The sequence below is a fragment of the Parafrankia soli genome (assembly GCF_001854695.1).
GTDB classification, from domain to species: domain Bacteria; phylum Actinomycetota; class Actinomycetes; order Frankiales; family Frankiaceae; genus Parafrankia; species Parafrankia soli.
The window spans coordinates 33,282-45,735 of sequence record NZ_MAXA01000246.1 but is presented as its reverse complement, the minus strand read 5'-3'; the positions used below and the strand labels follow the sequence as shown (position 1 = coordinate 45,735).

At 74.9% G+C, this 12,454-nt stretch carries 6 protein-coding genes; all 6 read left to right on the top strand.

Features of this window, described 5'->3' with window-relative positions:
- The first annotated feature begins 33 nt into the window (after positions 1 to 33).
- The 6 genes from BBK14_RS27095 to BBK14_RS27070 all read left to right on the top strand — a co-directional run bounded on the left by BBK14_RS27095 (position 34) and on the right by BBK14_RS27070 (position 12,207).
- Positions 34 to 1,188, top strand: coding sequence for a FecCD family ABC transporter permease (locus tag BBK14_RS27095; RefSeq protein ID WP_241831877.1), 1,155 nt, complete (start codon positions 34 to 36; stop codon positions 1,186 to 1,188).
- A 191-nt stretch (positions 1,189 to 1,379) separates the two neighbouring features.
- Positions 1,380 to 3,122 carry an ABC transporter ATP-binding protein gene (locus tag BBK14_RS27090; protein ID WP_071066068.1) on the top strand — a complete coding sequence of 581 codons (1,743 nt, stop codon included), beginning with the start codon at positions 1,380 to 1,382 and terminating at the stop codon, positions 3,120 to 3,122.
- Entirely contained in the window at positions 3,115 to 4,893 is a 1,779-nt protein-coding gene (locus BBK14_RS27085) for an ABC transporter ATP-binding protein (RefSeq protein ID WP_071066170.1), read from the top strand. Before BBK14_RS27090 ends, BBK14_RS27085 begins: the two co-directional genes overlap by 8 nt.
- A gap of 92 nt (positions 4,894 to 4,985) precedes the next feature.
- The gene (locus BBK14_RS27080) at positions 4,986 to 5,231 is read left to right on the top strand and encodes an MbtH family protein (protein ID WP_020463386.1); all 246 of its coding nucleotides are present in this window, start codon (positions 4,986 to 4,988) and stop codon (positions 5,229 to 5,231) included.
- Positions 5,228 to 10,474 carry a salicylate synthase gene (locus tag BBK14_RS35970; protein WP_083391283.1) on the top strand — a complete coding sequence of 1,749 codons (5,247 nt, stop codon included), beginning with the start codon at positions 5,228 to 5,230 and terminating at the stop codon, positions 10,472 to 10,474. Before BBK14_RS27080 ends, BBK14_RS35970 begins: the two co-directional genes overlap by 4 nt.
- Positions 10,471 to 12,207, top strand: coding sequence for a (2,3-dihydroxybenzoyl)adenylate synthase (locus BBK14_RS27070; RefSeq protein ID WP_071066067.1), 1,737 nt, complete (start codon positions 10,471 to 10,473; stop codon positions 12,205 to 12,207). The genes BBK14_RS35970 and BBK14_RS27070 overlap by 4 nt, the downstream gene beginning before the upstream one ends.
- Positions 12,208 to 12,454: the final 247 nt, after the last annotated feature.

The window sequence follows — 12,454 nt, the reverse complement described above, 5'->3', positions numbered from 1 at the left end:
ACCGGACACCGATGCGATGACGATGACAGTGCGATGGCGATGACAACGACGGACGGGCAGGAGGCGGCGAGGGTGGCTTCGGTGGCGGGCCTGCCGGCGGGCGGCACGGCACGGGTCGGCCCGGCGGCGGTCGGCGCGGCGGCGGGCGGCCTGGCGCCGCGCGGATGGGTCCTGCGGGACCGTGCCGACCGGCTGTCCCTGCGGGTGGACGGCCGTTCGGTCGCCGTCTGCGGCGCGCTGCTCGCCGTCCTCGCCGCGGTCTGCGTCGCGACGATGATCACGGGGGAGTACGCCGTCTCGCCCCGCGAGGTGTTCGACAGCCTGCGCGGCCAGGGCAGCGCCGGGACGGACTTCGTCGTCGTCACGCTGCGGCTGCCGCGGCTGCTGACCGGCCTGATGGTCGGCGCCGCCCTGGCCGTCAGCGGGGCGATCTTTCAGACAATGACCGCGAACCCGCTCGGCAGCCCCGACATCATCGGGTTCACGGCCGGCTCGGCGACCGGAGCGGTCGTCGTCATCCTGGTGCTGCACGGCACCGTCTACGAGACCTCGCTCGGTGCCGTCGCCGGCGGTGTCGTGACGGCGGTGGCGATCTACCTGCTCTCGTTCCGGCGCGGGGTGGCCGGGCCGCGGCTCATCCTGGTCGGGATCGGGGCCGCCGCGATGCTGACGGCGCTGAACTCCTACCTGATCACCAGGGCCACCCTCGGGGACGCGATCACGGCGCAGACCTGGCTGCTGGGCAGCCTGAACCGCCGCGGCTGGGACGAGGTCCGCCCGCTCGCCGTCGCGGTGGCCGTCCTGCTGCCCGCCGCAGCCTGCTACGGACGGCGCATGTCGATGCTGACGATGGGCGGCGACACCGCGAAGGCGCTCGGCGTGCCGGTCGAGCGCAGCCGTCTCGCGCTGCTCGCGGTGGGCGCGGCCCTCGCCTCCTGCGCGACGGCCGCGGCCGGCCCGATCGGCTTCGTTGCGCTGGCGGCGCCGCAGCTGGCCCGGCACCTGGCCAGGTCGCCGGGCGCCGCGCTGCTGCCGACGGCGTTGCTCGGCGCGCTGCTCGTCGCGTCGAGCGACCTCGCCGCCCAGCGGGCGTTTGCGCCCACCCAGCTCCCGGTCGGCGTGGCCACCAACGCCGTCGGCGGGATCTACCTCGTCTGGCTGCTCTCCCGGCAGCGGCGGGGGCTCTGAGCACGCCGTCATGCCGGCCCATCGGTTGACGCTGACCTGCGACTTAATTAACCTTTACCTAAGTTATGTCGCTGGTGTGGTCTGTCGCCGACTCTGCGAACTCTCGTCTCTTCTTGGCCCGCGCACCGGGACGCGTCACCACGGCGCCACTCGCGTGCCCTGGCCCAGCACCCACCCTGGAGCGGTCCTGGATGGCCATGTCGGCAGGCAACACCGTGTTGTGGGCGCAGCTCCGCTCGATGCCCGGACTGCTCTCGCTGAGCGCGCTGGCAACCTTCACGCAGCAGGTGGCGATGCTGGCGCTGCCCTGGTGCGTCCAGCACGCCCTCGACGACGGCATCACCCCGCTGGACGTCGCGGCCACGGTGCGGTGGTCACTCATCACCGCGCTGGTCTCGATCGCCTTCCTGCTCGGCGGGGCGGGCGGGCAGTGGTGGTCGGGCGTCACGGCGAACCGGATCGCGCACTCGCTGCGCGAAGCGCTGGTGGGCAAGGTGGTGACGCTGGACCGGCCGGCCCTGACCCGCTTCGGCCGCGGTGACCTGGCGATGCGCGTCACCCGGGACGTCGACCTCATCCGGCTGTGGGTGCAGAACCTCGGGCTGTGGGTGCGGGTCGTGGTGACCGTGGTAGTGGTCCTCCCGGCGACCGGGCTGCTCGACCCGATGCTGCTCGTCATCGTGATAGTCACGTTTCCGCTGGTCGGCCTCGCGAACGCGCTCTTCCCCGGCCGCTACGACGCGGCGAACGAGGCGCTGTCCGAGGCGCACGGCGCCCGCGCGGACGCGGTGGAGGATCTGCTGGCGGCCAGCGCCGCGGTGCGCGGGCTGGGCGGCGAGCGGGTGCTCGTCCGCCGCCACCACGACCTGTCCGGCGCGGTCACCTCCACGGCCCTGCGGGTCGCCGGGGTCTCCGCCTGGTGGTCGTCCGTCCCGGCGGCCCTGCCACGGCTGGCGATCGCGGCCGGCCTGGGCATCGGCGGCGCCGCGGCGATCAACGGCGACATCACCGTCGGCGGCCTGGTGGCCTTCACGTCCTGGATGGCCACGCTGGCGCTGGCGATCGCCGTCCTGGTGGATCTGCTGACCGGGCGTGGCCAGGCACGCGTCGCCGCGGGCCGGATCGCCGAGGTGCTCGACCTGCCGGGGACGGCCGCCGACGACCGCGACGCGGTGCCGCTGCCGGCCGGCGGCGTGCTGCATGCCGGCGGCGTGGTGGTCCGCCGGGACGGGCGCACCGTCCTCGGGCCGGCCGAGCTGTGGGCGGCTCCGGGCGAGCTCGTCGCCGTGACCGGGCCGACCGGTTCGGGCAAGTCCACCCTGGCCCACCTGCTGTGCCGGCTCGAGGACCCGGACTCCGGGACGGTGACGTTCGGCGGCGTGGATCTGCGCGCCGCGGCCCGGACGGAGGTGCTGGCCAGGATCGGGCTCGTCCCGCAGCGCCCGCTCGTGCTCTCCGGGACCGTCGCGGACAACCTGCGCCTGGGCCGCGAGCTGGAGCTGGCCGAGCTGCGTGCGGCCTGCCACGCCGCCGCGCTGGACGAGTTCGTGATGAGCCTGCCCGACCAGTACGACACCGTGCTCGGTGAGCGCGGCGGCACGCTCTCCGGCGGGCAGGGGCAGCGGCTGGCACTGGCCCGCGGCCTGCTCGGCCGCCCGGCGGTCCTCGTGCTCGACGACGTCACATCGGCGCTCGACGCGGAGACCGAGGCGGCGGTCCTCGAGCGGCTGCGGGCCTGGAACCCGGCCGCCGCGATCGTGATGATCTCGCACCGGCCCGCGGTGCTGGCCGCCGCCGACCGGACAGTCACGCTGCACCCGCCGGACCGGGGCGCCGCCGGCGGGCCGCCCGGCGGCGGTGCCGTGCTTCCAGACGACGACAGCTCCCTGCTCGGTGATGGTGCCGCGCTGCCCGCCGGAGGTAACCGTGGCTGAGGTGCGTCTTCTCGCCGACGAGCCGGACGTCCGCGGCGCGGCGCGCTGCGCGCTGCGCCACCTGCGCCCGCACCGGCGGATCCTGGTGCTGGCGATCATGGGCACGATCGCCAGCACCGCCTCCCTCGTCGCGATCGCGCCGGTCGTCGGCCGCGGCGTCGACGCGGTGCTCGCGCACGACCGCACGGCGCTGTGGGTGTCGGTCGCCCTGCTCGTCGTGGTCGTGCTCGCCCGCCTGCTCCTGCTGCGGTGGTCGGAGGTGGTGCTCGCCCGCGCGGGCGAACGGATCGTGCACGACCTGCGCGATCTCGTGGTGGAGCGGCTGGCGAGCGCCCCGCTGCGGTTCGTGGAGGCGCATCGGACCGGTGACCTGCTCCGCCGGGCCACCGGCGAGATCGCCGACCTGTCGCTGTTCATCCGGGAGCAGTTGCCCAACCTGCTCGGTCTCGCACTCACCGTCGTGCTGACGACGGCCGTCCTGATCGTGTACTCGCCGTTGCTGTCCCTGGTGCTCGTGCTGCTGTTCCTCCCCGCCGCGGTGGGGGTCATCCGGTGGTTCAACGCCTCGGCCAAGGTGGTCTTCGGGCGGCAGGCCGCGGCCGACGCCGCGATGACCGCGACCTTCACCGAGACCCTGGCGGCCGGTGAGGCTCTGGTGGTGGCCGGGCGGCCGGGCGAATGGGTGAACCGGTTCCGCCGCGACAACGACGAGCTGCTGCGGGCGTCGAACGCGACGGTCGGTGCCCAGAACCGGCTCGAGCTGTTCAACCTCCTCGAAGGGCTGGCGACCGCGGTCCTGCTGCTGCTGAGCGTGTGGCTGGCCCGGGCCGGCCACCTCGGGGTCGGCACGGTCGTGGTGTTCGTGCTCGCGACCCGCAACCTGTTCGACGGAATGATGGGGCTCTCCCGGCTGGTCGGCGAGCTGCAGACCGCCAAGGTGGGCCTGGCCCGGCTGGCCGACCTGCTGGGCGCGACCGAAGCGGCCCAGACAGCCGCCGCGCGGGCGGTGCTGCCGTCGCGGGGCGAGCTCGTCGCGAACGGCGTGCGCTTCGGATACGCGGAGGGCGACGACGTGCTGCGCGGCGTCTCGGTGCGGTTCCCGGCTGGTGACCGCGCCGGCCTGGTGGGCAGCACCGGCTCCGGGAAGACGACGCTCGCGAAGCTCCTGTGCGGCCTCTACCAGCCGGACGCCGGCCTGGTGACGTTCGGCGGGGTCGACCTGCGGACGGTCCCGGCGGCCGAGATCCGCCGGCGGATCGTCCTCGTCCCCCAGCAGGTCCACATCATCACCGGAACGCTGGCGGAGAACCTGGCGCTGGCCCCGGGCGAGCCGGACCGGGCGGCGATGGAGCGGGCGGTGGAGGCCCTCGGCCTCACCGAGTGGGTGGCCGGGCTGTCCGGCGGGCTGGACGCCTCCGTCGGCTCGCGCGGGGAGCTGCTGTCCGCCGGTGAGCGGCAGCTCGTCGGCTTGGTGCGGGCCGCTCTGGTCGACCCGCCGGTGCTGCTGCTCGACGAGGCCACCGCCGATCTGGATCCCGCCGTCGCACGGCGGCTCGAGACCGCGGTGGAGCGCATCCGCCCCGGACGGACGCTGATCGTCATCGCGCACCGGCAGTCCACCATCGACCGGCTGCCGCGGCGGGTGCGCCTTGCGTCCGGGCTGATTGTCGCCGGTGATGTGGCCGGTGTTGTGGCCGGCGTGGTTGACGAGCCAGGTTTCTCTGTACCCGGTCAGCCACAGAACGGGCACGTCACAACCGATCGGTCGTAACGGCTGACAAAGCGACAGGAGTTAGGCTAGCCTTACTTAACCGCCGCTTAGGTGGGCCTTACCTGTAGGCGCGACCCGAGGAGACGGCAGTCATGTCGACGAATCCCTTCGACGACGAGAACGGCACCTTTTTCGTCCTGGTGAACTCGGAGGGTCAGCACTCGCTGTGGCCGAGTTTCGCCGCGGTGCCGGCGGGCTGGACCGTCGTCCACGGCGAGGAGACCCGTCAGTCGTGCCTCGACTACGTCGAGGCCAACTGGACCGATCTGCGTCCCCGCAGCCTGGTTGAGCAGATGGAGAAGGACGCGGCCGGCTCCGACGTCTCCGCGTCGCGGTGAGAGCGCAAGGGAGTTACCGCAGCAGGTCGGTCCCGCTCGACCAGTCGCCGCAGGCCGCCGCCGCGGGTCTCGTGCGCGGGCTGGCCGCGCCGTTCGTGCTCTACGAGCGCGACGGAGAGTGGTCCTGCGGCTCGGGGGTGCTCGCCGAGGTCGTGCTGAGCGCCACCGAGGTGAGGCACCGGACGGGCAGCGGCGACTGGCGGTCCGAGCCGGCCGGAGCCACCCCGCTGCGCCAGGTCGCGGACGTCCTCGGCGGCCTCGAGGCGACCGGGTGGCGGGCCTACGGCTGGGCGGCGTTCGAGCTCAGCCTGCTCCTGCAGGGCCAGCCGGTGCCGGCCGGCGACGATCCGCTGCTGCACGTGATCGTGCCAAGGCGGGAGGTGCGGCTGATCGACGGGGTCGCCGTCCTGCGCGCCGTCGACACCGCCGATCTGGCGGAGCTGGCCGAGCTGCTCGCCGCCGTGTCGGGCCCGCCGGCGGCCAGCGCCCCGCGCGCCGTCGTCGACCTCGAGCACGGGGTCGACGAGTACCGCCGGATCGTCGCGGCGGCCGTCGCCGACATCCGCGCCGAACGACTGCGCAAGGTGATCCTCTCCCGCGTCGTGCCCGTGGCGGGCGACGTCGACCTGGTGGCCACCTACGAGGTCGGCCGGGCCGGGAACAACCCGGCGCGGTCGTTCATCGTGGACACGGGCCACCTGCGGGCCACCGGGTTCAGCCCGGAGACCGTCGTCGAGGTGTCCGCGGACGGCCTGGTGTCGACCCAGCCGCTGGCCGGCACCCGGGCGCTGACCGGCGATCCCGCCGTCGACCGCGATCTGCGCGAGGTGCTGCTCTCCGATCCCAAGGAGATCTACGAGCACGCTGTCTCCGTACAGGCCTGCCAGGACGAGCTGCTCCAGGTCTGCCGGCCCGGGTCGGTGGTCGTGGACCAGTTCATGAACGTGCTGCCCCGCGGCAGCGTCCAGCACCTTGCCTCGCGGGTGGCCGGCCGGCTCGCCGCCGGCCGCGACGCCTGGGACGCACTGGGCGCGGTCTTCCCCTCCATCACCGCCTCCGGCGTGCCCAAGCCGGTCGCGTGCGCGGTGATCGGCGACTACGAGGGGGAGCTCCGCGGCCTGTACAGCGGCGCGGTGCTGATCGCTGACTCCGACGGCGGGCTCGACGCGGCGCTGGTGCTGCGCACGGTGTTCCAGCAGGACGGCCGGACCTGGCTGCGCGCCGGGGCCGGCATCGTCGGCCACTCCGACCCCGACCGCGAGGCGGAGGAGACCCGGGAGAAGCTGCGCAGCGTCAGCCGTTTCCTGGTCGCGGCGCCCGCCGCGCCGGACGCCCCGGCTGTTCCCGCCGCGCGGGCGGGCACCCCCGGGTACCAGCTCGAGGATGTCCGCCGCATCGTGGCCGAGCTGATCGACGAGGATCCGTCGGCGATCGGCAACGAGGCGAACCTGTTCGAGCTGGGCCTGGAGTCCATCGCCCTGATGAAGGCCGTCGGCCGCTGGCGCCGGGCCGGGATGGCGGTCTCGTTCGCCGAGCTCGCGGAGAATCCGACCGTCGACGGCTGGTGCAAGCTCCTGTCGATGCGGGCGCCTGCCGAGCCCGCCGGCGTGGGTGACGCCGCGGCGTCCGGCGGCGCGCTGGGCCTCGCGGGACGCGACGGCGGCCAGCGGGCCGGCGGCCAGCCGGGAGACGGCGCCGATCCGGCGCCCGGTACGGCCGCGGCGCCGGCGGGCGCCGAGGCGTCAGAGGCGGCCGAGTCGTCCGGGGCATTCGGGGCATTCGGGGCATCCGCCGGGTCCGGGCTGGACCTGGCCTCGGAGCCGTCCGACGACCTGTCGATCTCCACCGCGGACGACGGCGCGGAGGCCGGTGACTTCCCGCTCGCGCTCATGCAGCATGCCTACTGGGTCGGCCGGGACGGCGGGCAGCCGCTCGGCGAGGTCGCGGCGCACCTCTACACCGAGTTCGACGGCGCGGGAGTCGACGTCGACCGGCTGCGCACGGCGATCGAGGCGCTCGTCGCACGGCACGACATGCTGCGCGTGCGGATCACGGACAACGGGAGCCAGGTCGTCGAGGCGACCTCGGGCTGGCGCGGTCTCACCGTGCACGACCTGCGCGAGCTCGGCCAGGCCGAGACCCAGGCCCGGCTCGCCGCCGTGCGGGACCGGATGTCGCACCAGATGCTGGACATCGAGCACGGCGAGGTGTTCGCCACCGCGCTGAGCCTGCTGCCGGAGGGCCGGACCAGGCTCCACCTGGACGTCGACATGGTCGCGGCGGACGCCGTCAGCTACCGGGTGCTGCTCAACGACCTCGCGCGGTTCTACGACCGTCCCGGCGAGGCGCACCCGCCGCTGGGCTACACCTTCCGCGAGTACCGCGCCGCGCGGGGCCCGGCCAGGCGCGCGGCGGCACGCGCGGCCGCGGAGTGGTGGCAGGGCCGGCTGCCGGGCCTGCCCGGCGCGCCCGGCCTGCCCCGCCTGGCCTCGCCCGACGACGCGGGCACCGCCGGGAGCGCCGGCGCCGCGAGCACGGCGGGCGCTACCGGCTCCACCGGCGAGCCGCCGCGGGTGACGCGGCGTCACTTCGTCCTGGGGCCGTCGGCGCGCCAGGCGTTGCAGCGCGCCGCCCACAGCCGGGGCGTCACCCCGGCGATGGCGGTGGCGACCGCGTTCGCCGAGGTGCTCGCCGGGTGGAGCACCGAGTCCCGGTTCGTCCTCAACGTGCCGATGTTCGACCGCGACCAGGTGCACGCGGACGTCAACCAGGTGGTCGGGGACTTCACGAGCTCGGTGCTGCTCGAGGTCGACCTGGCCGAGCCGCAGCCGTTCGCGACCCGGGTGCGCCAGGTCCAGGCCCGGCTGCACGCCGACGCGGCGCACGCGGACTACTCCGGTGTGGAGGTGCTGCGCGACCTGACCCGCCGCACCGGCGAGCAGGTGCTGGCGCCCGTGGTGTTCACCAGCGCGCTCGGGCTCGGAGAGCTGTTCGGCCCCGGGGTCCGCCAGCACTTCGGCGACCCGGTGTGGATCATCTCGCAGGGCCCCCAGGTGCTCCTGGACGCGCAGGTCACCGAGCTGGACGGCGGCCTGCTCGTCAACTGGGACGTCCGCGACGGCGAGTTCGCCCCGGGCGTGGTCGACGCGATGTTCGGCGCCTTCGAACGGCTGGTGCGCGGCCTCGCCGACACCGCGGGCACCTGGGACACGGCGGTCGACGGCCTGGTGCCGGAACCGGCCCGTGCCATCCGCGCCGCGGCCAACGACACCGCCGGGCCGGTGCCGACCCGGCTGCTGCACGAGGGGTTCTTCGAGAACGCCGTGCTGGCCCCCGACGCCCCCGCGCTGCTGTGGGACACCGCCGGCGGCCCGGGCTCGCTGGCCTACGGCGAGCTGCGGCGCCGGGCGCTGGGGCTGGCCGGCGCGCTGGCCGCCCACGGCGTGCGCCGCGGCGACCTGGTCGGAGTCAGCCTGCCCAAGGGGCCGTCCCAGGTGGTCGCCGTCCTCGGCGTCCTGGCGGCGGGCGCGACGTACGTGCCGGTCGGCATCGAGCAACCCGCCGCCCGGGTGGAGCGGATCGCGGCCGCCGCCGGGTTCGGGGTGCTTATTACCGAGTCGCCCCGGGACGGCGTGCCCGCCGGGGTCGTCCAGCTGGCGCCGGACCAGCCCGCCGAGCCGGCGCCGGTACCGGATCTAGCCGCGCCCGGCGAGCTCGGGGGGCTGGACCGGCCGGCCTACGTGCTCTTCACCTCCGGATCGACCGGTCAGCCCAAGGGCGTGGAGGTCGGGCACCGGGCGGCGATGAACACGATCGCCGACCTGATCGAACGGCTGGGCCTGGGCACCGACGACCGGACGCTCGCCGTGTCGGCGCTGGACTTCGACCTCTCGGTGTTCGACATCTTCGCCCCGCTGTCGGCCGGCGGCGCCGTGGTGCTCGTCGACGAGGACTCCCGCCGGGAGGCCAGCCGGTGGGCGGAGCTGATCCGCGACCACCGCGTGACCGTCATCAACTGCGTCCCCACGGTGCTGGACCTCGTCCTCTCCGCCGGGGTGGCGCTCGGGGACAGCCTGCGGGCGGTCCTGCTCGGCGGCGACAAGGTGGGCGTGGACCTGCCGGGCCGGCTCGCCGCGGCGGTGCCGGGCTGCCGGTTCCTGGGCCTGGGCGGCACGACTGAGACGGCCATCCACTCGACGATCTGCGAGGTGGAGGGGACGTCCCCGCTGCCGCCGCAGTGGCGCTCGGTCCCCTACGGGACGCCGCTGCGCAACGTCCGGCTGCGGGTGGTCGACCCGCTCGGCCGCGACTGCCCCGACCACGTGGCCGGGGAGCTCTGGATCGGCGGTGACGGCGTCGCCCGCGGCTACCTGGGCGATCCCGAGCGCACCGCGGACCGCTTCGTCGAGCACACCGGAACCCGGTGGTACCGGACGGGTGACATCGCCCGGTACCTGCCGGACGGCACGGTGGACTTCCTCGGCCGGCGCGACGACCAGGTGAAGATCCGCGGCTTCCGGGTCGAGCTGGGCGAGGTGGAGGCAGCCTTGACCGCGCTGCCGGAGGTCCGGGTGGGGGTGGCGGTGCTCGTGCGCGGCGCGTCCGGGCGGTCCGCCGTGCTCGGCGGCGGCGTCGTGCCGGCCACCCCCGCCACGGGCGAGGCCGACGGCGGCGGGGCCGGCGGCGGCGAGAGCTCCGGCGACGGCGCGGGCATCGCCGGCGCCGTGCGCGAGGGGCTGCGCCGCGCGCTGCCGCCGCACATGGTCCCGGACCTGGTGGTCGCGCTCGACAGCCTGCCGCTCACCGCCAACGGGAAGATCGACCGCCGGGCGGTGACGGCTGCCGTCGAACAGGCGGTGGCCGGCCGGGCGACCGACCACGCACCGCCGCGCACCGACCTGGAGCGGGTCGTGCACAACGTCTGGCGCGAGGTGCTCGGGGTGGCCGAGTTCGGGATCACCGACGAGTTCTTCGCGTTGGGTGGTGACTCCGTCCTCGCCACCGCGCTCGTCACGCGGCTGCGCGACGAGCTGGACACCACCGCCGTCACAGTGCGCTCGGTGTTCGGGGCGCCGACCGTCGCCGCGCTCGCCGAGCGGATCCGCGCCGCCGACACCGTCCCCGGCCGGGCGGAACGGGTCGCCGCGATCGCGCTGGAGATCGCGGCGATGTCGGACGACGAGGTCGCGGCCGAGCTGGTCGACCCGGACACGCTCCCCGCCGACTCCGGCGGTGCGTCGTGACCGCCCCGGCGCCGGCGCCGGTGGACGAGGGCTGGACACGCTGGCCGGCGGAGCTCGAGCGGCGCTACCGGGACGGGGGGTACTGGGGCGACCAGACCCTGGGTGACCTGCTGCGGGAGTGGGCGCGCCGCTTCGGGCCGGCGACGGCGCTCGTCTCGGGACCCGACCGGATCAGCTACGCCGAGCTGGACGCGGCCGTGGACGATCTCGCTGCCGGGCTGGCCACCATCGGCATCGGTCCCGGTGACCACGTGGTGGTGCACCTGCCCAACCGCGCCGAGTTCGTGACCGTGTTGTTCGCGCTGCTGCGCCGGGGCGCGATCGGCGTCCTCTCGCTGCCCGCCCACCGCAGGGTCGAGATCGAGCACCTCACGCGGCTCTCCGGCGCGGTCGGCTATGTGATCGCCGACCGGCACGAGGGCTTCGACTACCGGGAGCTGGCCCGGGAGGTCACCGAGGCGGTTCCCGCCGTGCGCCACGTCCTGGTGGCCGGTGAGCCCGGGCCGTTCACCGCGCTGTCGGCGCTCGCCACGGCCGGGCGCGCCGCCCGGCTCGGCGGCGGCGCACGGACCGGGGCGGCCGGCGGTGTTGTCTCCGTCACCGCGGCCGGCTCCGCTACCGACGACGCCGGTAGCGGCGGGGCGGGCCCGGATCTCGGCGCCGAGCGACCGGATCCGGGCGGTATCGCGGTGCTGCTGATCTCCGGCGGCACCACCGGCAAGCCGAAGCTGATCCCGCGCACCCATCGCGACTACGCCTACAACGCCCGCGCCAGCGCGGACGTCTGCGGGCTGACGGCGGACGACGTGTACCTCGTCGCGCTGCCCGCCGCCCACAACTTCCCGCTGGCCTGCCCGGGGCTGCTCGGCGCGTTCGGCGTCGGGGCGACGGTCGTGATGGCTCCCTCCCCGAGTCCGGACGTCGCCTTCGACCTGGTCGCCCGCGAGCGGGTCACCGTCACCGCGCTCGTCCCCCCGCTGGCCCGGCTGTGGGTCGAGGCGGCCGGGTGGGAGGGGCCGGACACGACGAGCCTGCGGCTGGTCCAGGTGGGCGGCGCCAAGCTCGACGAGGGCCTGGCGCGGCGGATCACGCCGACCCTCGGGGCGAAGGTCCAGCAGGTCTTCGGCATGGCCGAGGGCCTGCTGAACTACACCCGCCTCGACGACCCGGACGAGCTCGTGTTCACCACGCAGGGCCGGCCGCTGGCCGCGGCCGACGAGGTCCGGGTGCTCGACGGGTCCGGTGCCGGGGTGGTCCCGGGCGAGGTGGGCGAGCTGTGGACCCGCGGGCCGTACACGATCCGCGGGTACTACCGGGCCGCCGAGCACAACTCCGCCGTCTTCGACGGCGACGGGTACTTCCGCACCGGTGACCTCGTCCGCCAGCTCCCGACCGGCCACCTCGTGGTCGAGGGCCGGGTCAAGGACGTGATCAACCGGGGTGGCGAGAACGTGTCCGCGGGTGAGCTGGAGGAGCACCTGCTGACCCATCCGGCGATCGGGCAGGTGGCGGTCGTCGGCATGCCGGACCCGGACGTGGGCGAGAGCGTCTGCGCGGTGGTGGTCCTCGCGCCGGGCGAGGCCCTCCGGCTCAAGCAGGTCAAGAGCTACCTGCAGGAGCGCGGCCTGGCCCGGTTCATGCTCCCCGACCGGCTCGAGGTCGTCGGCGAGTTCCCGCTCACCGCCGTCGGAAAGATTGACAAGCGGGAGCTGCGGAGCTGGCTGGACCCCTGAGCCTTCCGCTCTGACATCGACGGCGCTCGCCCCTGCCTCCCGGCGGGCGCCGTCGGAACATCGCCGACCATCGCATTTTTCTACCCGTCTCCCGCGCCGCCGCCGTCGTGCCTCGGCGTTGTCCGGGCGGCGGGGTCCGCGCGGCTCGCCCGCGTCGCATCCGGAGGTAGTGGACACGTGGCCAGCCCCGAGACCCAGGAGCGCAAGCGCGAGCTGCTCCGTCGCCGCCTCGCGGCGGAACAGCTCG

Excerpts from the sequence above, each read along its gene's own strand:
- BBK14_RS27090 (WP_071066068.1), top strand. The coding sequence starts at position 1,380 with ATGGCCATGTCGGCAGGCAACACCGTGTTGTGGGCGCAGCTCCGCTCG.
- BBK14_RS27095 (WP_241831877.1), top strand. The coding sequence starts at position 34 with ATGGCGATGACAACGACGGACGGGCAGGAGGCGGCGAGGGTGGCTTCG.
- BBK14_RS27080 (WP_020463386.1), top strand. The coding sequence starts at position 4,986 with ATGTCGACGAATCCCTTCGACGACGAGAACGGCACCTTTTTCGTCCTG.